A 20,899-nucleotide genomic window follows, 5' to 3' on the forward strand; every position below is an offset into this window, starting at 1 on the left:
TTTTTTGCCGGTAGACACACCGGTCAAGGTTACTAACTGCATCCATCAAGCATAGAACAGCTTTTCTGTTTTTACTGCCCGCCCCTGTTGGATGATCAGACTGTGGCGCAAAACCAGCCAGGTATTATTCGGTCAGCATGCAAAATTCGTAGTATTTTTACTACGCATTTACTGTAAACACCAACAAAAGGCGAAATCTACACGCCAAACACAATCACAATTACGATTAGTTACGCAATAATGCCTTTTTTAAGAGCACCAAACAACCAGACTCAGACCAACGTCTTAGTCGCGATAACACCCAAGCTTTCATTACCACGCTAAACGATATGGACATTCAAACCTGTCACGAAATAATATTTATATGCTTATATTTCAGATAGTTAGAATCACAAAAACAAAATAACCGAATTTTCTTCTACGCACTTTTAATTAGACCTGAAACTAAACAATAATTTATGTATACTCGCCTGCCCATTTTTTGACCACCGGAGCGGCGTTTATTTTGCCCTCCTGACAATTCATACCTTTAATTACTGAGGGCGAACCATGAACTCAATCGTCACTTTTCCAAACCGGATTCCTACAACAGAATTCGAGGAACGACGCTTCAAGGTTTATACAGACCGCCAGCTAGACAAAATCGAGATCATCCAGAATCTTCCGGAAGAGACCCTGTTTGAAATGAAGGTAGTAGCCAGCGTGCTGCCCTTCCGTGTGAACGAGTACGTGATCAACGAGCTGATTGACTGGAACAAGGTACCCAACGACCCCATTTATCAGTTGGTGTTCCCGCAGAAGGGCATGCTGAAAGACGAGCACTTTGACCGCATGGCCAAGCTGCACCGGGAAGGTGCGGAGAAGAAAGAGATTCAAGCGGTAGCCAAAGAGATCCGCGACGACCTGAACCCGCACCCGGCTGGCCAGATGGAAATGAACATGCCGGAGCTGGAAGGCGAAGTGCTCGACGGCGTGCAGCACAAATACCGTGAAACCGTGCTCTTCTTCCCGGCCCAGGGCCAGACCTGCCACTCTTATTGCACCTTCTGCTTCCGTTGGGCGCAGTTTGTGGGCGACAAAGACCTGAAGATGTCCAGCACCGAGGCAGACAAGCTGCACGGCTACCTGCAAGAGCACACCGAAGTATCGGACCTTCTGGTTACCGGTGGCGACCCCATGGTAATGAAAACCAAGAGCTTGGCCCAATACCTTGAGCCTTTACTGCGGCCAGAGTTTGACCACATCCAGACAATCCGCATCGGCACCAAGGCTTTAACCTTCTGGCCTTACCGTTTTGTGACGGACAAAGATGCAGATGAGCTGATCGATTTGTTCGCCAAGCTTGTGGATGCAGGCAAGCACATTGCGATCATGGCCCACTACAATCACTGGCAGGAAATCACCACCGACATCGCCGAAGAGGCCATTCGCCGCATTCGAGCCACCGGTGCTGAAATCCGCGCACAAGGCCCGCTGATCAAGCACGTTAACGACAATGCAGATGACTGGGCCAAGCTCTGGAAGAAAGAAGTGCAGCTGGGCATCATCCCCTACTACATGTTTGTAGAGAGGGACACTGGCGCCAAGAACTACTTTGAAGTGCCGCTAGCCGAAGCCTTCCAGATTTACCGCGAAGCCATGAAAAAAGTCAGCGGCCTGGCCCGCACCGCCCGCGGCCCCAGCATGAGCGCCGGCCCTGGAAAAGTAGAAGTTCAGGGCATAGCAGAAGTTGCTGGCGAGAAAGTCTTTGTATTGCGCTTCCTGCAAGGCCGCAACCCGGACTGGGTACAGCGCCCGTTCTTCGCCAAGTACAGCGAAACGGCCACCTGGCTGCATGAACTGGAGCCTGCGTTCGGGGAAGAGAAGTTCTTCTTTGAGGATGAGTTTGAGGCGATGAAGAAGGGGAATGGCTGAGGCTTGGCAAAGCGGAGGCAGGCTAAAACCTGCCTCCGCCCTTAATCAACGCCCGATTTTCTTATCCAGACTCGCCAACTTGGCCGCGCTGAATACATACATAGACGCGACCTCAACTGAGCCATCAGTCAGAGCAGTCAAAGGCGCCAACGATACCTGCCCTGCCTCAATGCTATCCGGGAAGCCTCCGGGACCCTCCACATCAACCGACCACAGTATCTCAAACGTATCCGGATCACGGCGCTGTAATGCAGATGCGGTAACCACCAGTAAGCGGCCTTCTGCATCCGTAGCAACATCGTAAATATCAGCTCTTACATCATTCGCATAGCGCCAGCGCTTATCGATCAACGCAGTTAGATTGCCACTATCCGTGTCCACGCGATAAACGCTGTAACGGGACATACGATCACCATTTGTCACTATATTGTCGTGCACACTGAAATAGAGCTGGTCATCTACTTTTCGGAACAGACTGGAGGCGACAATTTCATTGCTGTCACGCAGCACATCAATCTGCTTCGACCACTCTAGACTGCAAGCTTGGCTCATTTTACTGACCAGTCCTTTACCGTCACTACTGAAGCTAAAGGCATAGATATAGCCATCATCCCCCAGAATAACCGTGCCATCCTCCTTTGCTGAAGCGGTTCTCTCCCAAAACCCAGAGCCGAAGTAGTTCAATGGCATATAGCGCATATTGTTCGAATTACCCAAAGAGGCAGAGCAGATCTCAGAGCCAGCTCCATTCTTTAATGTAAGCTTGCCTTTTGCAGCATTAAATATAAGGCCTGCCGTCAAGTGACTGACTGATTTCCGTCCTATTGCTCCGTTGTCATAACTGGACGATGCCAACCGAAACCCGGATGAATCAGCGGTATAAACCTTGGTGCCGCCAATTGTGAGTGTATACGTGCTGTCAACCTCGTCGTATCGAATGCGCTGTGCTCCCTCGACGCCGCTGTAGGGCTTCTGAGCGGCACTGCTCCAAATGCTTCTATTCGCGCTGGCACTTGATAGATCGCTATCTGAAATCCTTACCTGTCCCACACTCACACCAGCAGCATCCACACGACCCAAATAGAGGCCGTTTTCATTGGCAGCAGCACCGCTTGCGCTGAACATATAAAACTGAGGGTCTCCGGCCTGCTTATCAAACAGCCACTCAATGGTGGTGCCCTCAGCGAACTGATTATTCAAAATCTGGTCTTTATCCAGCTTATCCGGGAATGCGGCAACCTGATTGTCAGAGCCAGGAGTAATCCGTGGGCCATCGCTCAACGGCATGCCGATTATTTTGTAGGTACCCGAACTACCTCCACTATAATTCGATGCGGTGTAGGTGCCAGCGCCTGCACTTTTTGGCGTCAACACGAAGGTATCTACCACCTGGCTGCCTGCATAATCCAGAACAATTTTATAGTTTGAGCTGCCCGAGCGCTGCCAGTTATAGCTGTCAAAATCGGACGCATCGAATACTCGCATGTCACGAGTGTTAAAGCCCGCCGGAGCATAACCTGATGGGTCGGCGGATGATGGCTTCACAAACAGAATGATTTTTCCGACGTCTGTTCCCGAGCCGGACGCAGACTGAACAGTCATCTCAATCTGCAGATTTTTAGGGGACGCTGGCCAAGTGTAGCCGGCGGAGCTTGAACCGCCCCCACCTACGCTATCGCCGTCACCACCACCGCCACAGCCGGCTAGTGTCAAACTGCACAATACAATAGGAATAAAAGAGCGTGATTTAGTCGTAAGAGGGAAGTTGGTCACTAGTCATAACTCCGAATAAGCAACAGCAACTTCAAAGGTGCGCAGGACTACCCTTCGAAACAAAAGCTAAAAGCAGCTTTGTTTCCAAACAACTCTGCGTGCCGGTGCAGTAAAAAGGGAAACAGCGTCACCAGCTTACGCAATGCTCGGAACAGCCCACTACCCTCATATAAGGGTAATTGGGGACGTTTTAACGCAACAACGCCGAAAGAATTGTACTGATCAGCTGGCCTTGTCGCGCCCAGCCGGTTTTATGAAAGATCTGTTTCAAATAACTACGAACTGTTGCCTCGCTTTTGTGCCTCTGCTCGGCAATTTCTTTCAGGCTCCACCCCTTAACAAGATCCTCGCAAACCTGGGCTTCTGCCGGTGACAGGGAAAAATATTCGGCAATTGCTGCAGCATCAGGAAACGCTCTTGTGTCAGCATCAACCACCGTCACTAACACCCCACCCGTGAGAAGATCACTGTGCTCAAGAGGCCGTATAGTCATCACCAAAGGGGAAGCTGAACCATGGTTAATGACCAGCGTTTCCTGGCAGGTAATACCGTTCTCAGCAGTTGCAGATGAGGCCCGCGTAATGCTGCGCAGGAACGTTTTTTGTGTGCTTTCAGATGGGAAAGAAAAGCGCTGATGCCGAACCGAAAGCCCCGCGTTTCTCGTTAGGAGCTGCTCGCCACGCTGATTGGTAATCACTAATAACCCACGATTATTCAGTACAAAAGCGGCTTCAGGAATTAGCTCGGCAATTGCAGAAAGCGACTGCTCGGTGCTGGGGTGTTGGTGAAACGTTTTAGCCAATCCCACCGTTTGCCGTATGAATGGCACAAGTCGATCCATAGCCGCAAGCTCTGCAGGCACATAGGCACCCTGAGCAATAGTGCGCTGCACGGTCAGAAGGGCGATGTGCGTGTCGGAAACATCAATCACCAGCCACGCAGAATCGAGCATGCTCTGGTCGGATTCCCACCGATCGTAATCATCACCAGGCGGTCCGTTTGCCAATAGAGGTAAAGCTGCGCTGAAGAGCCCTGGTTGCTGTGTAATAGCATGATTAGTAACCGCATCGTGGGCAATCATGTTGTTATCCAGGTACCAGCCCAAGAACTCATCGGATAAACCAGCTTGCCATATGTGCTCTATGGCTCTGGGGCTTTTTCTTATAAAGGAAAGCTGGGCTGCGCACCCGTTAACAGCAGAAGTCAGTTTTGCTAAAAAATCATGGAAGCCGGCTTGGTGCTGTAACGACTCATACAGGCAGCGAATTAGCCCGGATTCATCTGGCAGGATATCTTGAGGTTTTAATGCCCTATGAAGTGATTGATCCTCCACCGGCTCTCCCATTTGTTTGGTTTTTTTTATTGGAGCACATTACCTGCTTCCAGAAACCAAACTATAGAAGAAACTCAACAATATGTAGAGGAAAACGGGCCATCCCCAGGATGGATAGCCCGCTAAAGGATGGAATCAGTGCATCAGTGTATAAAGCTTACGCCGGTAGGTCCGCACATCCGGGTTGCCATTTCCGAGCTTCTCAAACAGCTCAACCAGGGTTGTTTTGGCCACCTCGTCTTTGTATTTACTATCCACCTGCATAAGCTTGATGAGCAGCTCCATCGCTTCCGCATTTTTTTCCTGCAGTACATGGTGAAGCGCCAACAGGTGCAACGCATTAGGATCTTTCGGATCCTGCTCCAGCGCCATTTCCAAATCCTTCACTGGCGGTAGCTCCGCAGACTGTTTCAGAAACTTTATTCTGGCCGCCAGCTGCTTTGCCTGGTGCTGAAGTTTTTCTTCAGGCGGAAGGCTTTCGAGTACCTGCTCAGCGGTCTCGATATCACCGCTTTCGGCTTTCAGCTGGGCAAGGTCGATCAGCACTTTCAGGTTTTCGGGGTCTTTCTGGTTCATTTCAGAAAGGATTTCCATGGCGCCGTCGACATCGCCTTCGCCCCATAGGCGATGGGCCTTTTCGTATGGGTCCTCATCGGGAAGTTCAATGTGCTTTTCAAGCACCTTACGGATTTCACTCTCGGGCAAAGCCCCGTTAAACCCGTCAACTGCCTGCCCATCTTTGACCAGAATAATCGTTGGCAAGCTGCGCACACCCAGGCTGGAGGTGAGCTGTTCCTGTTGGTCCGCGTTCACTTTCGCAAGCCGAAAAGCGCCCTGGTATTCAATAGCCAGTTTTTCCAGCAAGGGCATTAGCTGCTTACAGGGCGCACACCATTCGGCCCACACATCTACAAGCACAGGTGTGGTTGAGGAAGCCTCCATAACCTCCTGCTGAAAGTTTTCCATGGTGGCTTCAAAAATATGGGGAGAGCTGCTCATGTAGGGCACCTGAAATGTTCGTATATTGGTTAAAGCGTAGATGGGGCCATAGGGCCGAAATTCAAGAGTGGCAGACCAAGGCTTGAGTGCCCCTGAGCTTGAAAATACAACTTTAGACTCTAGTTAGTGACTAGACACTCCTCATATCAGGAAGCACTAGCAGCATGAATCACGATAATGACAAAGACTCTCTGGAAGATTTCGAGGAAGACATCACCGAGTACATTGGCAAAAACGAGCACAGCAAAGAGCTGGCACTACCGGAGCAATCTTTACCCAAACGGATGTATGTGCTGCCGGTATCAAACAGGCCATTCTTCCCGGCCCAGGTACAACCTGTCGTGGTCAATCAAACTCCATGGCAGGAGACCCTCAAGCGCGTAGCCGAAACCGACCACAAAATGCTCGGCATCTGTTACGTCGATGATCACCAGCCCGGACAGAGCATACCCGAGAGCAGCGAGTTAGCCACGATTGGCTGCGCCGTGCGAGTTCATCATGCACAAAACAAAGACGGGAATGTGCAGTTTATCGCCCAAGGCCTGCAACGGTTCCGGATAGTGCAGTGGCTGCGGCGCAAACCACCGTATCTGGTGGAGGTTGAATACCCTCAGGAGCCCGAGGAAGATGCGGATGAAACCAAGGCCTACACCCTCGCCATCATCAGCGCCATCAAAGAACTGCTACGAACCAACCCGTTATACGGCGAGGAAGTAAAACAGTACCTCTCCCGTTTTGGCCCGGAAGACAGCTCGCCACTGACCGACTTCGGTGCATCCATGACCAGCGCACCCGGCTTGGAGCTACAGGGCATTCTGGACACGGTTCCCTTGCTCCGGCGTATGGAAAAAGTACTGTTGTTGATGCGTAAGGAGCTTGAGGTTGCACGCCTCCAGACCGAAATCAGCGAAGAAGTGAACGAGAAAGTGCAGAAGCACCAGCGGGACTTCTTCCTGAAAGAACAGCTCAAAGTGATCCAGCGCGAACTGGGCGTGTCGAAAGACGACAAGACAGCAGATGCGGAACGCTTCGAAGCCCGCATGGCAGAACTTGATCCACCTGAGGCTGTTCAAGAACGCTTTGACGAAGAACTGCAAAAGCTGCAAATACTGGAACAGGGTTCGCCGGAGTATGGCGTTACCCGCAACTATCTGGACTGGCTGACCCAGGTTCCCTGGGGCCAGCATTCCGAGGATCAGTTTGACCTGGCGAAAGCCCGCGGCATTCTGAACCGGGACCACGATGGCCTTGATGATGTAAAAAACCGGATCATCGAGTTTCTGGCCGAGGGCACTTTCAAGGGTGAAGTCAGCGGTTCTATCCTGCTGCTTGTTGGCCCACCGGGCGTAGGTAAGACATCCATCGGCCATTCAGTGGCCGATGCGCTTGGGCGCAAGTTCTATCGGTTCAGTGTTGGCGGCATGCGCGATGAAGCCGAGATCAAAGGCCACAGGCGCACCTACATTGGCGCCATGCCGGGCAAGTTCGTGCAAGCATTGAAAGATACCGAAGTCGCCAACCCGGTCATCATGCTCGACGAGATCGACAAGATTGGCGCGTCCTACCAGGGCGACCCGGCTTCGGCGCTGCTGGAAACCCTGGACCCGGAACAGAATAAGGAGTTTCTGGATCACTATCTGGATGTGCGCATGGACTTGTCCAAGGTTCTGTTCATTTGCACAGCCAACCAGCTCGACACCATTCCCCGGCCGCTGCTGGACCGGATGGATGTTATTCGCCTGTCCGGATACATCACCGAGGAAAAGCTGGCAATTGCCAAACATCACCTGCTGCCGCGCTTGCTGAAGCGAGCCAAACTGCTCAAAAAGCAGTTCAACCTTACTGATGCCGCCATCCGCCAAATTATCGAAGGCTATGCCCGGGAAGCAGGCGTGCGGAACCTGGAAAAAATGCTTCACAAAGTCATGCGCAAAGGCATAGTAAAACTGCTCGAATCCCCGGACGAACCAATAAAGGTAGGCATATCGGACTTGCAAGAGTATTTGGGCCAGCCTGCGTTCCGGAAAGAAAAAGCCCTGAAAGGGATTGGAGTGGTCACAGGATTGGCCTGGACATCCATGGGCGGCGCAACGTTGAGCATTGAGGCGTCACGAATTCATAGCAGCCAGCGTGGCTTCAAGCTGACAGGCCAACTTGGTGATGTCATGAAGGAATCCGCTGAGATTGCCTACAGTTACGTTGCCTCGAATCTGAAGCGGTTTAAGGGCGACCCTGCATTTTTCGACAAATCTTTCGTGCACCTCCATGTGCCAGAGGGCGCAACACCTAAAGACGGCCCCAGTGCCGGCGTCACCATGGCAACCGCCCTGCTTTCCATCGCCCGCCGGGAAGCACCTCAGCAAAACACAGCGATGACGGGAGAGCTGACACTAACGGGGCAGGTGCTCCCCGTGGGAGGTATTCGCGAGAAAGTCATTGCGGCTCGCCGCCAGAAGATCAGCAACCTGATTCTACCGGAAGCAAACCGCGGCGATTATGAGGAACTACCGGATTACCTGAAAGAGGGCCTCACCGTTAACTTTGCTCGCCACTATAACGATGTGTTCCAGGTGTGCTTTGGAAACAAACCCAAAACCGGCTCAGTGGTGCATTGAGCCCAAGGAAAGAAAAGGCTCAGGCCTTTTCTTTCCAACCATCGTCCTTCAGCACGGGGCCTACGTCCAGTACGGGTGAGGCGTCAATGTCGTCCGCATCCATCATGTTGGCGACCCGCTGAATAGAGGCCAGAATCATATTCTGTTCCCATTCATGAAGGCTCTGGAATCTCTGAATAAAGTCTTCTTGCAGGGGGTTGGGGGCGCGAGAAAGCAAGTCTGCACCGCTTTCTGTCAGATGCGCATGAACTTTGCGCTTGTCTTGCGTACTGCGAACGCGATACACCAACTGCCGGTGCTCAAGACGATCAAGAATGGTGGTGACTGTTGCCTGGCTCAGACTTACCTTGTCGGCAATGGTGCCAATCGTGACCTCACCCAGATCGCGGATGGTCCGCATAATCAGGAGTTGCGGCCCTGTAAGCCCGGCATTTTTGCTGAGTCGTTTGGAATGAAGATCTGTTGCCCGGATAACTCGCCGGAGTGCGACCAGAACATGCTCATAATTCTGCACTGTATTACTGCTCCAATTAGGCCTGCCGGCCACTGTTTACACCACTAACTATTAGAGGTCTTCGCACTCCTGAATGCAAGTAAATACATACACCTGCTTCCTTTTAGCCCCGCTCCGCGCAATACTTTTTTGATGTGAGCCTTGAACAGTTGCGTGACGACGAAAGCTTCCGCACACTGGCACTCACAGATCATCTCTACATTACCGGAATGTTGACCGGGAAATGTTAAATGATCACCGAAGCCTCGGGCTAGCTTGACAAGGCAGGATGTGTAGTGTTTGTTTAGCTTTCTGAGAACATAAGAATAACCCTGAACCTAACAGGACAGACTCAATGACAACTTCACTAAAAAAACTTGTAACCGCCGTTAGCACTTCCGTTGCACTTATGGGCGCAGGCTACGCAGCTGCAGACATCCAGATTGGTATCGCCGGCCCCGTAACCGGCCCCGTTGCCCAGTATGGCGATATGCAGTTCTCCGGTGCCCGCATGGCGATTGCACAAATCAACGCCGCTGGTGGCGTAATGGGCGAGAAGCTCGTCGCAGTAGAATACGACGACGTGTGTGACCCCAAGCAAGCCGTTACTGTTGCTAACCGGCTGGTAAATGATGGCGTAAAATATGTCATCGGCCACCTTTGCTCAAGTTCAACCCAGCCTGCGTCTGACATTTATGAGGACGAAGGCATCCTGATGATCACGCCTGCATCAACCAGCCCGGAAATCACCGAGCGCGGTTATGAGCTGGTATTCCGCACCATCGGCCTCGATAGCATGCAAGGCCCGGTTGCCGGCAACTACATCGCCAGCCAGAACCCGAAACGGGTTGCAGTCATTCACGATAAACAACAGTACGGTGAAGGTATTGCTACCGCAGTACGTGACACCCTTAAAGACAAAGGCATCGAAGTTGCCATGTTTGAAGGTGTTACAGCTGGCGACAAAGACTTCTCCTCTCTGGTGACCAAACTCAAGCAAGCCGACGTGGACTATGTGTACTTTGGCGGCTACCACCCTGAGCTGGGCCTGATCCTGCGCCAGGCACGTCAGGCAGACCTGAAAGCCAAGTTTATGGGCCCTGAGGGCGTTGGTAACAAAGACATCAACACCATTGCCGGCGAAGCCGCAGAAGGGCTACTGGTCACTCTGCCGCCCAGCTTTGACGAAAAGGCCGAGAACAAGGAACTGGTTAAGGCATTCGAAGCCAAAGGTGAAGACCCTTCAGGCCCGTTCGTACTGACATCCTACGCCGCTGTTCAGCTGGTCGCCCAAGGCATTGAAGCTGCGAAATCCAAGGATGCATTCGACGTTGCAGCCGCACTTCGCAGTGGCAGCTTTGAAACGCCAATCGGCACTGTGCAGTACGACAAAGCCGGCGATATGAAGTCATTCGAGTTTGTTGTGTACGAATGGCATTCAGATGGCAGCAAAACTCCGGTAAACTAAGCCAGATCGTTACTAAACGGTAATCAAAGAGCACCTTCTCACCGCGATCCGGGAGAAGGTGTTTTTCTAGGCTCCCGTTAATTCTGTCTCACTTCTGGCGTGGTTATCCTGCGCCAGGCTGATACAGCGGAGGGAGCGGGCCTCCGGAGTCAAACAATAATGCAAGATCTCCTTTATTTCTCTCAACAGCTCATTAACGGGCTTACGATCGGGAGTGCCTATGCCCTGATCGCCATCGGCTATACGATGGTTTACGGCATCATCGGCATGATCAACTTTGCCCATGGTGAGATCTACATGATCGGCGCCTACACCGCGCTCATCGCCATTACCGGCCTGACAGCTCTCGGCCTTGCCTGGCTTCCACTGATTCTTATCGTTGCGCTTCTGTGCGCCATGCTGGTTTCCAGCTCCATGGGCTGGGCAGTAGAACGAGTCGCCTACCGGCCAGTACGGGGCCGTCATCGCCTGATCCCATTGATCTCTGCAATCGGCATGTCCATCTTCCTGCAGAACTATGTTCACCTGGCTCAAGGTTCTCGCAACATTGGCTTTCCTGCGCTCATTGAAGGCGGCTTCAACTTCAGCGCCGATGGTGCGTTCGAGATGTCCCTCTCCTACATGCAAATCACCATATTCATAACCACTCTGATTTGCATGACGGCCCTGTCGCTGTTCATCTCCCGCTCCCGTACAGGCCGTGCCTGCCGGGCAGTTTCTCAGGATATCGGCATGGCCAGCCTGCTGGGCATAGATACCAACCGCATCATTTCTGCCACGTTTATAATCGGTGCAGCACTGGCCGCCGTCGCCGGCCTGCTCCTTGGCATGTATTACGGGTCGGTTGACCCGCTATTTGGCTTCATTGCAGGGCTAAAAGCGTTTACCGCAGCCGTACTGGGAGGCATCGGTAGTATACCTGGCGCCATGCTTGGCGGCCTGATCCTCGGTGTGTCGGAAAGTATGACCTCTGGTTATCTCAGCGGCGAATACAAAGACGTGGTCTCATTCGGCCTGCTAATCCTCATACTGCTGTTCAAACCCACGGGCCTGCTTGGCAAACCGGAGGTTGAGAAGATCTGATGGCTGCTAACAACATGAGACACGCCCTGTTCTGCGCGATTGTCACACTCATTATTTCCTTCCCCATTCTGGGTCTTAGCCTCGAAGCCAAGGGCGTCAACATCACGCTCTCCGGCGCGAAAACCTCAACCTACGTCGCCATTGTGTTGGCTGCGGTTGCCGTGTTTGTGTTCCAAACCTTCCGTGACACATTCATGGGCGCACTGGGCAAACTACCCAACTTCAACCCGTTAGCCGGCAGGGAGCCGATGGAGCAAACAAAGCGGGTAAAGCTGGAATCCTGGTTACTGACCGGCATTGTGGTGTTTGCACTGTTCTGGCCATTCCTTGTGTCACGGGGCTCGGTGGATCTGGCGACGCTGGTACTGATCTATATCATGCTGGCACTAGGCCTTAACGTGGTCGTAGGCCTCGCGGGCCTGCTGGATCTCGGGTACGTGGCATTCTATGCAGTTGGCGCTTACACCTTCGCCTTGCTGTCCCAATACACCGGCATTTCATTCTGGATGGCTTTGCCCATTGGTGCGTTGCTGGCCGGGCTGACCGGGATGATTCTGGGTTTTCCGGTTTTGCGTCTCAGGGGGGACTATCTCGCGATCGTCACCCTGGGCTTTGGCGAGATCATCCGCATCCTGCTGAATAACTGGACAACCCTGACTGGCGGCCCCAACGGCATTGGCGGCATTCCTGAGCCTACCCTGTTTGGCATGGAGTTTGGCCGGCGCGTGAAGGAAGAAGGCAACACCTCCTTCCACGAAACCTTTGGCATTGCATACAGCGGCGAACACAAGGTCATATTCCTGTATCTGATTGCGCTGGTGCTTGCAGTGATTACTGCGCTGATCATCCGACGCTTTATGCGGATGCCAGTTGGCCGAGCGTGGGAAGCCTTGCGGGAAGACGAAATCGCAGCTCGTTCCCTCGGCCTCAGCCGCACGGCGGTCAAGCTGTCAGCCTTCACTATCGGCGCTTTCTTTGCCGGGTTCGCGGGCACTGTATTTGCTTCCAAGCAGGGGTTTATCAGCCCCGAATCTTTCGTGTTCCTTGAATCCGCCATCATTCTGGCCATCGTGGTTCTGGGCGGCATGGGGTCGCAGCTTGGCGTCATATTGGCGGCTATTGCGGTAACAATCCTGCCGGAACTGGCCCGGGAGTTTTCCGAGTACCGCATGCTTATTTTCGGCGCTGCCATGGTGCTGATGATGGTATGGCGTCCACAAGGTTTACTGCCTGTGCGCCGTATCCAAATCACACTGAACAAGCAGGGGTGACAGACAATGCTTGAAGTAAAAAATCTGTCCATGCGTTTTGGCGGCCTGCTGGCAGTTGACGGCGTTTCACTGGACGTGCAGGAACGGGAAATCGTCTCTATCATCGGCCCTAACGGCGCCGGAAAAACCACCGTATTCAACTGCCTGAGCGGGTTCTACAAGCCCACGGGCGGCAAGGTGATTTTTGAAGGCAGGGAAATACAGGGCACTCCAGACTACAAAATTTCCCGCTTGGGCATGGTGCGAACCTTTCAACACGTGCGCCTGTTTACGCAGATGACCGTTGTGGAGAACCTGCTTGTAGCCCAGCACCGCCACCTCAACACCAACATGCTTGCTGGCCTGCTGGGCACCCCCAGCTACAAGGAACGGGAACAAAAAGCACTGGACCGAGCCGCCTATTGGCTGGAGCGTGTTGGTCTTCTGGATCTCGCCAACCGGGATGCAGGCAACCTGGCTTACGGCCAGCAGCGGCGGCTTGAAATTGCACGTTGCATGGTCACCGAGCCCAAACTGCTCATGCTCGACGAGCCCGCGGCTGGCCTGAACCCGGCGGAAACCAAAGAACTCAATCAGCTGATTGTGAGCCTGAAGGAGGACTACAACGTTTCCGTAGTGCTGATTGAGCACGACATGAGCCTGGTAATGGATATTTCAGACCGGATTAACGTCATCAACCAGGGCAAGCCCCTGGCTAGCGGCACACCGGAAGAAATCCGCCACAACGACGACGTGATCAAAGCTTACCTGGGCGAGGCCTGACCATGAGCATGCTAGTACTAGAAGATGTCCACACCCACTACGGCAAGATCGAGGCCCTGCACGGGGTTTCTGTTGAGGTTAACAAAGGTGAGATTGTCTCCTTGATCGGAGCCAACGGGGCGGGGAAAACCACCCTGCTGATGACAGTGTGCGGAATGCCTCAAGCCAGTTCCGGGCGCATCATTCTTGAGGGTCGGGATATCACCAATGAACCTACTGCGCAGATCATGCGCTCAGGTTTAGCGATAGTGCCCGAAGGTCGGCGCATATTCTCCGGCCTGACGGTTGAAGAGAACCTGCACATGGGCGGATTCTTCACCAGCAAATCCGAGATCCGCAAAAACCAGGCTCATGTATACGAGCTTTTCCCTCGCCTCAAAGAGCGTGAGCATCAACGCGCTGGCACCATGTCGGGAGGTGAACAACAGATGCTGGCCATAGGCCGGGCGCTGATGAGCAACCCCCACATGATCATCCTGGATGAGCCTTCCCTTGGACTGGCGCCGCTGATCATCAAGCAGATCTTCGAGATCATCGGACACCTTCGTGATGAAGGTATTACCGTATTCCTGGTGGAGCAGAACGCGCACCAGGCACTGCATCTCGCAGATCGAGGATACGTGCTGGAAACGGGAAAAATACGGTTGCACGATACGGGCAAAAATTTGCTTGAAAACCCGGACGTGCAAAATGCCTATCTTGGAGGCTAAGCGACCATTCCCGTAACATAAAAACCGGAGCCTGCTCCGGTTTTTTATACCTCCTTTTTATTCCAGCAACATAAAAAATAGAAATAGTCTGGTGAAATCAAATAGTCGCAGAGGTATAGACTTGCCTTTGTCAAATCTGCACTATACTCAAGGCAACGGTCTAAATGCCTGTCTCCACGGGAGCCCGTCAGGGCCGTTCCCCACTGCCAGCAACCAAGCTGGCCATGTGGATTTTGCGACGACTGTATAAAATACAAAGGAGTGGATAATGAAAAAATTGATCGCAGGTGCAATTCTTCTGGGTGCCTCTTCCATGGCTTTCGCCCAACCTGGCTGTGGCGTTGGCGCCATGATCTGGAAAGGCCAATCAGGTATTGCTCCCCACGTACTGGCTGCTACGACTAACGGCACATTTGGCAACCAGACCTTCGGCATGACCTCCGGCACATTGGGCTGCACGACCAACGAGTCTGTTCAGTCAATGGCCATGTACATGGACAGCAACATCGATAAAGTAGCTCGCGATATGTCGCGCGGCAACGGCGAGAACCTGGAAACTCTGGCAGTTCTTCTGGGCGTTGAAGCAGCAGATCGTGGCGATTTCCGTCAGGTTCTGCAGGACAACTTCGCTGCTATCTTCCCAAGCTCCGACACCACTTCTGGTGAAGCAGTAGACGCAATCGTCGCTCTGCTGGAGAAGAATGAGTCGCTGAGCAAGTACGTAGCGGCCTAATAGCTATGCTGCAGGGATGCATCAAGCGCCAAGGATGGCGCGCTCCCCTCGCTTGAAAACACCCGACCGGAACTCGTATTTACCCATGGGCAACACGCTTCGCATTGGGCCAGTGGTGCTTTGGCTCTCCGTCAGTTTACCTCTGCAGGCTCAAACTCAAGCCAGTGACCTTCCGCTCCACCTGGATCCGGCCTGGCTCACGCTCATTCACTACCAACCCGACCTGCTCGGTAAGGGCCACACCAGCCAAGCCGACGACCCGGACTTTTTTCTGAGCGAAGAAGGCAAAACCTCTCCCAAGGCCGAGTTGGAAGCGACTCTGGAAGCTATACAGCAAACTGGTGGTGGCGATAACCATGCCCGATGTCGTTTCCCCGCACGGGATTCCTGGCTTCGCGAGCATCTTGATTTACCAACAACAGAAATAGAATGCCCCGGTTATGAAAAGTGGACCGAAACGCTAAATACTGAAAGCGTTACTCTGGTTTTTGCGGCGTCTTATCTGAACAGCCCATCGTCAATGTTCGGGCATACATTCCTGCGACTGGACCCGCCCCAGGAAGACGATCAAACCAATCTGCTGCTCGCCAATACAATTTCCTACGCGGCTGATGCCGCTGCCCACGACAGCGAACTGCTGTTTGCCTATCGTGGAATTTTCGGCGGTTACCCCGGTATTACAACTATTCAGCCCTATTACGAAAAAATCCGGCTCTACTCGGATATAGAGCACCGGGATCTCTGGGAATACAAACTGAACCTGAATCAGCAGGAAGTAAACTTCATGCTGGCTCATGCATGGGAAATCCGGGACCGTAATTTTGACTACTACTTTTTCGATGAAAACTGCGCCTACCGCTTACTGGCACTCATCGACATTGCCCGCCCGGGCACCAACCTACTGGGCGAAGTCAGCACTCATGCCATACCATCCGACACCGTTCGCTGGGTAGTCGATAAAGACCTGGTTGACGAGGTGTACTACCGCGCATCAGCAGCCACGGCTGTGGCCCACAGTTTGTCTGCACTTCCCAAGCCACAACAAACTCTTGCCGCTGCAATCGCAAATGGCTACGTGGCTCCGAACAGCGACGAAGTACTTGCCCTACCACCTCAGGAACGGGCCCATCTGCTTGACGCTACATACGATTACGTACGCTATCAGAGCGAAGCAGACAGTTGGCCAAGAGAGGTCGCTGCGCCTTTATCCCATAGCCTGCTGCGCGAGCGCAGCAAAATTGACGGCGTAGCTTCCCTTGATCAACCACCAGAGCCGCAGATTCGTGATGATCAAGGGCATGACACCTTCCGCGTAAGCTTGGGAGCCGGGCAACTGGACCACCGCGAGTTTACCCAACTCACGTTCCGACCAGCCTATCACGACGTTCTTGATCCTCCGGCCGGCTATCGCAGCGGGGCCCAGTTACAATTCCTGCGGCTGGATGCTCGCTATTACACCAACAATGACGAACTGCAACTGGAACAGCTTACGGGTGTTGAAATCCGTTCCCTGAGCCCGAGAGATGCGTTTTTCTCACCTTTATCCTGGCAGGTGGGCTTCGGTGGACGCCGTACCGATACCGGCAACAAACGGGTTCTGGCACCCTATCTCGAAGGTGGTGCGGGTGGAAGCTGGCGCATGGGCCAGCATATACAGACCTTCGCCGTCTTCACTGCAGATGTGGAAATCGATGATGACCTTCGTCGCGGCTACGACGCGGCACCCGGTGCTGACATCGGCCTGCTGCACCAGAACAACCAGTTCAGCCTGCTGGCCGGCGCAAAAACCAAAGCCTGGATCGTCAGCACCCAACACCGGCAGGATCAAATTTACGCCAAGGGCGACTGGCACTTCGGCCGCGAATTCAGCCTCTTCGCTGAATTCACCCGAGAAGAACACTACGACAGGTACCAGAGCACATGGCACGCCGGACTCCACGCTTACTTCTGAAACCACACTCGCTAAAAGCGCCCCTGCTGGCGCTTTTGGTCACAGCCGCAGCACTAATGCAAAGCGGCTGCAGCAGCCTGTTCTTCTTTCCGGACAGGAACACCTACATAACCCCCGACCGCCTCAACCTTAGCTACGAAAACGTCCACCTGGACACAGCCGACGGCGAAACCCTCCACGGTTGGTGGCTACCCGCCAAAGGCGAAGCACAAGGCACCGTCTACTTCCTCCACGGCAACGCCCAGAACATCAGCAGCCACCTGCTAAACATCGCCTGGCTGCCGGCTGAGGGCTATAACGTCTTCACCATCGACTACCGGGGCTACGGTAAATCAACAGGCGCACCCGACATAGAAGGTGCGCTCCACGACTCAGAAATCGGGCTACGTTGGCTAGCCACAAAGCCTGAAACCAAAAACACCCCCACCTTCCTCCTCGGCCAGAGCCTGGGTGGCGCCTTAGGGCTAACTCTCGCCAGCGAATGGGTACAAAGAAACGAACCCCCGGAACTCAGCGGCGTCATCCTCGACGGCACCTTTTCCGGCTTCCGCGGCATTGCGAGAGAAAAGCTCTCCGAGTTCTGGCTAACCTGGGCCTTCCAGGTCCCCCTGAGCTGGACCATACCGGACGATTACGAAGGCTTAGATCTTATTGCCAACATTAGTCCCACCCCCATTATGATCATCCACAGCGTGCGTGACGGCATCATCCCTTTTCATCACGGCCAGGCGCTTTATGAAGCGGCTAGAGAGCCAAAGCAATTCCTGCCGACAGATACACCACATTCGGCAACGTTCATCATTCCTGCTTATAAGGACGCCGTGTTAGAGTTTTTAGAAGGCAAATAGGCAACTCAGATACATAAGCCTCAGTCGGAAGAACCTTTTCAAAACTGCAGAGGGCCAAGGACGGCCCGAAACAAGCGCACATGGATGTGCTCGTAGCGTGTTTTGAAAAGGTTCTTTCGACTGAGGCCACCACCCAAGTAGGGAGACAAAAAAAACCCGCCAATCCATAGGAAAGGCGGGTTTTTATTAGCTGCTAACTATCAGTCAGAAAAGTCAGTCGGCTGCTCGCCTTCCTTAACTTCCTTCATGGACAGCTTCACACGGCCACGGTTATCAACATCCAGAACCTTGACCAGAACTTCCTGACCTTCACTTAGCTCGTCAGTCACGTTCTCAATCCGGCGCTCAGAGATCTGGGAAATATGCACCAGACCATCCTTGCCAGGCAGAATGTTAACAAAGGCACCAAAGTCCACAATACGCTCGACGCGACCCTTGTAGATAGCACCAACCTCAATCTCAGCAGTGATTTCCTTAACACGGTTAACCGCAGCCTGAGCCGCTTCCTGGTTATCTGCGTAGATCTTCACATTACCGTCGTCATCCAGATCAATGGAAGCGCCAGTCTCATCACAGATAGAACGGATCATGGAGCCGCCCTTACCGATAACGTCGCGGATCTTCTCGGGGTTGATCTTGATTGCGGTGATGCTCGGAGCGCGCGGCGACAACTCGGTGCGCGACTCAGAGATAACCTTGTTCATCTCAACCAGAATGTGCTGACGCGCTGCATAGGCCTGCTCGAGCGCAAGCTCCATGATCTCGTCAGTAATACCCTGGATCTTGATGTCCATCTGCAGAGCAGTAATACCGTCTTTGGTACCGGCAACCTTGAAGTCCATATCGCCCAGGTGATCCTCATCACCCAGAATGTCGGTCAGGATGGCAAACTTGTCGCCTTCCTTGACCAGACCCATGGCGATACCGGCAACTGCTGCCTTCAGCGGAACACCAGCATCCATCAACGCCAAGCTTGAGCCACAAACAGAGGCCATAGAGCTGGAGCCGTTGGACTCAGTAATCTCGGACACAGAGCGAACTGCATACGGGAATTCTTCCAAGGTCGGCATAACCGCCATCACACCGCGTTTGGCAAGACGACCGTGGCCAACTTCACGACGACCAGGGGTGCCAACACGGCCCGCTTCACCTACCGAGTACGGAGGGAAGTTGTAATGGAACAGGAACGGATCCTTACGCTCACCTTCCAGTGCGTCGATGGTTTGCACGTCGCGAGAAGTACCCAGAGTCGTCGTAACGATTGCCTGAGTTTCACCACGGGTAAACAGTGCAGAACCGTGTACGCTTGGCAGAATGCCCACTTCGATTTCGATCGGACGAACGGTTTTGTTGTCACGGCCGTCGATACGTGGCTTACCATCGATTACCTGCTGGCGAACAACGGTCTTCTCAACTTTTCCGAAGTTCTTTTTAACTTCGTCGGCGGAAGGCTGGCCTTCCTCTTCGCCTGCAAGTTTCTCAACTGCAGCCGTTTTGATTTCACCAAGACGCGCGTAACGAGCCATCTTGTCGTGAATGCCATAGGCCTCTTCAATAGCACCGGCAAACTCAGACTTGATCGCGCCCAGCAGTTCGGTGTTTTCAGCAGCTGGCTGCCAATCCCAACGAGGCTTGCCATGTTCAGCGGCGAATTCTTTGATCGCTGTTACAGCAGTCTGCATTTCCTGATGCGCAAACAGAACGCCACCCAGCATCTGATCTTCGCTCAGACCTTTGGCTTCGGATTCAACCATCAGAACCGCGTCTTCAGTACCCGCAACCACCATGTCCAGCAGGGAGGCTTTCAGATCTTCAAAACTCGGGTTCAGGAAGTAACCGCGCTCATTGGTGTAGCCAACACGGCTCGCACCAATAGGACCAGCGAACGGAATACCAGAGATTGCCAGGGCAGCCGAAGCGGCCAACATAGCAGCGATATCCGGATCCTGTTGCTTACTGGAAGACATAACCGTACAGATAACCTGAGTCTCGTTCATGTAACCGTTCGGGAACAGTGGACGAATCGGACGGTCGATCAAACGGGATGTCAGAGTTTCTTTCTCGGAAGGACGCCCTTCACGCTTGAAGAAACCACCGGGGATTTTGCCCACGGCGTAGGTCTTTTCAAAATAGTTAACGGTCAGCGGGAAGAATGGCTGACCCGGCTTGGCTTCTTTGGCGCCAACAACAGTACCGAGAACCGAAATGTCACCCACGGTGACCAGAACGGAACCTGTAGCCTGACGAGCAATACGGCCCGTTTCCAGAGTGACGGTTTCGCCACCCAGTTCAAATGATTTCTTACGCGGTTGCAGATCCACAACGAACTCCTGCGTTATCTGTTCAGAATGATTGAAGTGTGATTCTGAAGACACTCTGCCTGAAAGCTAACAGGCTGTTGTAAAACCCCGGCTGGATTATCGGTACGCTGACAGCGCGTACCGCCCGGGCTTTCAACAACCTGCTATCTAATTCAGCTTTCCAATACGACAGAAAAGCCCAGTTTCACAAAAGTACTCAATGCAGTGATGAAAAGCACAACCGGCAGGCCCCCTGAGGAACCCGCCGGCTGGTGACTACTTCCGGAGCAATACCGGAGCAGCCGTCAGGTCGTAAGACCAGATTTAGCGACGCAGACCCAGGCGCTTGATCAGCTCCAGGTAACGGTCGCCGTTCTTCTTACGGAGGTAGTCCAGCAGCTTACGACGCTGGTTTACCATCCGAATAAGACCACGGCGGGAATGGTGATCCTGCTTGTTGATCTTGAAGTGGCCTTGCAGCTTGTTGATGTTGGCGCTCAGCAGTGCAACCTGCACTTCCGGGGAGCCTGTATCACCTTCAGCTTGCTTATAATCTTGAACGATCTGTGCTTTTTCGCTGGCAGACAATGCCATAAATCACCTCAATGTTTGCGATGCTGTCAAATCCGGCCGAACCGCGCACCTC

The 20,899-nt window shown here is 53.2% G+C and carries 16 protein-coding genes; 10 read left to right on the forward strand and 6 right to left on the reverse strand.

The features are described 5' to 3' along the window. Positions 1-549: 549 nt before the first annotated feature. Positions 550-1,914, forward strand: a complete 1,365-nt coding sequence (locus RG807_RS04350; protein WP_309043783.1) for a KamA family radical SAM protein — start codon at positions 550-552, stop codon at positions 1,912-1,914. Positions 1,915-1,959: 45 nt separating this feature from the next. Here the strand turns inward: RG807_RS04350 and RG807_RS04355 are convergent, their stop codons facing one another. The 3 genes from RG807_RS04355 to trxA all read right to left on the reverse strand — a co-directional run bounded on the left by RG807_RS04355 (position 1,960) and on the right by trxA (position 6,019). Next, positions 1,960-3,516 (reverse strand): hypothetical protein, encoded by a 1,557-nt coding sequence (locus RG807_RS04355; protein WP_309043784.1) that lies wholly within the window; start codon positions 3,514-3,516, stop codon positions 1,960-1,962. Positions 3,517-3,877: 361 nt separating this feature from the next. After that, positions 3,878-4,768 (reverse strand): LuxR C-terminal-related transcriptional regulator, encoded by an 891-nt coding sequence (locus RG807_RS04360; protein WP_309043785.1) that lies wholly within the window; start codon positions 4,766-4,768, stop codon positions 3,878-3,880. Between the two features lie 387 nt (positions 4,769-5,155). Then, a complete protein-coding gene (gene trxA / locus RG807_RS04365) occupies positions 5,156-6,019 on the reverse strand; it encodes a thioredoxin (RefSeq protein WP_309043786.1) in 864 nt (287 codons plus the stop codon). Positions 6,020-6,183: 164 nt separating this feature from the next. Between trxA and lon the strand changes: the two genes are divergently transcribed. Next, positions 6,184-8,634, forward strand: a complete 2,451-nt coding sequence (gene lon / locus RG807_RS04370; protein ID WP_309043787.1) for an endopeptidase La — start codon at positions 6,184-6,186, stop codon at positions 8,632-8,634. Between the two features lie 19 nt (positions 8,635-8,653). Here the strand turns inward: lon and RG807_RS04375 are convergent, their stop codons facing one another. Next, positions 8,654-9,148, reverse strand: a complete 495-nt coding sequence (locus RG807_RS04375) for a MarR family winged helix-turn-helix transcriptional regulator (protein ID WP_309043788.1) — start codon at positions 9,146-9,148, stop codon at positions 8,654-8,656. Positions 9,149-9,482: 334 nt separating this feature from the next. Here RG807_RS04375 and RG807_RS04380 point away from each other — a divergent pair, with 334 nt between their 5' ends. From RG807_RS04380 to RG807_RS04415, 8 genes are all read left to right on the forward strand, one after another. After that, positions 9,483-10,595, forward strand: a complete 1,113-nt coding sequence (locus RG807_RS04380; protein WP_309043789.1) for a branched-chain amino acid ABC transporter substrate-binding protein — start codon at positions 9,483-9,485, stop codon at positions 10,593-10,595. 159 nt (positions 10,596-10,754) lie between these two features. Continuing rightward, complete coding sequence (gene livH, locus RG807_RS04385; RefSeq protein WP_200202951.1) at positions 10,755-11,678, forward strand: high-affinity branched-chain amino acid ABC transporter permease LivH; 924 nt, start codon at positions 10,755-10,757, stop codon at positions 11,676-11,678. Continuing rightward, the gene (gene livM / locus RG807_RS04390) at positions 11,678-12,949 is read left to right on the forward strand and encodes a high-affinity branched-chain amino acid ABC transporter permease LivM (RefSeq protein ID WP_309043790.1); all 1,272 of its coding nucleotides are present in this window, start codon (positions 11,678-11,680) and stop codon (positions 12,947-12,949) included. Before livH ends, livM begins: the two co-directional genes overlap by 1 nt. A 6-nt stretch (positions 12,950-12,955) precedes the next feature. Beyond that, the gene (gene livG / locus RG807_RS04395) at positions 12,956-13,711 is read left to right on the forward strand and encodes a high-affinity branched-chain amino acid ABC transporter ATP-binding protein LivG (protein ID WP_298449228.1); all 756 of its coding nucleotides are present in this window, start codon (positions 12,956-12,958) and stop codon (positions 13,709-13,711) included. 8 nt (positions 13,712-13,719) lie between these two features. Next, the gene (locus RG807_RS04400; RefSeq protein WP_298449580.1) at positions 13,720-14,421 is read left to right on the forward strand and encodes an ABC transporter ATP-binding protein; all 702 of its coding nucleotides are present in this window, start codon (positions 13,720-13,722) and stop codon (positions 14,419-14,421) included. 268 nt (positions 14,422-14,689) lie between these two features. Further along, a complete protein-coding gene (locus RG807_RS04405; protein WP_298449232.1) occupies positions 14,690-15,154 on the forward strand; it encodes a DUF3015 domain-containing protein in 465 nt (154 codons plus the stop codon). A gap of 85 nt (positions 15,155-15,239) precedes the next feature. Continuing rightward, positions 15,240-17,105 carry an Lnb N-terminal periplasmic domain-containing protein gene (locus RG807_RS04410; RefSeq protein WP_309043791.1) on the forward strand — a complete coding sequence of 622 codons (1,866 nt, stop codon included), beginning with the start codon at positions 15,240-15,242 and terminating at the stop codon, positions 17,103-17,105. After that, the gene (locus RG807_RS04415) at positions 17,075-17,953 is read left to right on the forward strand and encodes an alpha/beta hydrolase (protein ID WP_309043792.1); all 879 of its coding nucleotides are present in this window, start codon (positions 17,075-17,077) and stop codon (positions 17,951-17,953) included. Before RG807_RS04410 ends, RG807_RS04415 begins: the two co-directional genes overlap by 31 nt. Positions 17,954-18,153: 200 nt before the next feature. On the opposite strand, the gene pnp is transcribed toward RG807_RS04415, so the two are convergent. Together pnp and rpsO are read right to left on the reverse strand one after the other, a co-directional pair. Next, on the reverse strand, positions 18,154-20,268 hold the full coding sequence (pnp, locus tag RG807_RS04420; RefSeq protein WP_309043907.1) for a polyribonucleotide nucleotidyltransferase: 2,115 nt from the start codon (positions 20,266-20,268) through the stop codon (positions 18,154-18,156). Positions 20,269-20,577: 309 nt separating this feature from the next. Then, complete coding sequence (gene rpsO / locus RG807_RS04425; protein ID WP_298449240.1) at positions 20,578-20,847, reverse strand: 30S ribosomal protein S15; 270 nt, start codon at positions 20,845-20,847, stop codon at positions 20,578-20,580. Positions 20,848-20,899: the final 52 nt, after the last annotated feature.

The sequence above is a fragment of the Marinobacter sediminicola genome, assembly GCF_031157525.1.
In the GTDB taxonomy this organism is placed as follows: domain Bacteria; phylum Pseudomonadota; class Gammaproteobacteria; order Pseudomonadales; family Oleiphilaceae; genus Marinobacter; species Marinobacter sediminicola.

Excerpts from the sequence above, each read along its gene's own strand:
- RG807_RS04400 (WP_298449580.1), top strand. The coding sequence starts at position 13,720 with ATGCTAGTACTAGAAGATGTCCACACCCACTACGGCAAGATCGAGGCC.
- livM (WP_309043790.1), top strand. The coding sequence starts at position 11,678 with ATGGCTGCTAACAACATGAGACACGCCCTGTTCTGCGCGATTGTCACA.
- RG807_RS04415 (WP_309043792.1), top strand. The coding sequence starts at position 17,075 with ATGGCACGCCGGACTCCACGCTTACTTCTGAAACCACACTCGCTAAAA.
- livH (WP_200202951.1), top strand. The coding sequence starts at position 10,755 with ATGCAAGATCTCCTTTATTTCTCTCAACAGCTCATTAACGGGCTTACG.
- trxA (WP_309043786.1), bottom strand. The coding sequence starts at position 6,019 with ATGAGCAGCTCTCCCCATATTTTTGAAGCCACCATGGAAAACTTTCAG.
- livG (WP_298449228.1), top strand. The coding sequence starts at position 12,956 with ATGCTTGAAGTAAAAAATCTGTCCATGCGTTTTGGCGGCCTGCTGGCA.
- rpsO (WP_298449240.1), bottom strand. The coding sequence starts at position 20,847 with ATGGCATTGTCTGCCAGCGAAAAAGCACAGATCGTTCAAGATTATAAG.
- RG807_RS04405 (WP_298449232.1), top strand. The coding sequence starts at position 14,690 with ATGAAAAAATTGATCGCAGGTGCAATTCTTCTGGGTGCCTCTTCCATG.
- RG807_RS04380 (WP_309043789.1), top strand. The coding sequence starts at position 9,483 with ATGACAACTTCACTAAAAAAACTTGTAACCGCCGTTAGCACTTCCGTT.
- RG807_RS04410 (WP_309043791.1), top strand. The coding sequence starts at position 15,240 with ATGGGCAACACGCTTCGCATTGGGCCAGTGGTGCTTTGGCTCTCCGTC.
- RG807_RS04350 (WP_309043783.1), top strand. The coding sequence starts at position 550 with ATGAACTCAATCGTCACTTTTCCAAACCGGATTCCTACAACAGAATTC.
- lon (WP_309043787.1), top strand. The coding sequence starts at position 6,184 with ATGAATCACGATAATGACAAAGACTCTCTGGAAGATTTCGAGGAAGAC.
- RG807_RS04360 (WP_309043785.1), bottom strand. The coding sequence starts at position 4,768 with ATGATTGCCCACGATGCGGTTACTAATCATGCTATTACACAGCAACCA.
- RG807_RS04355 (WP_309043784.1), bottom strand. The coding sequence starts at position 3,516 with ATGACTGTTCAGTCTGCGTCCGGCTCGGGAACAGACGTCGGAAAAATC.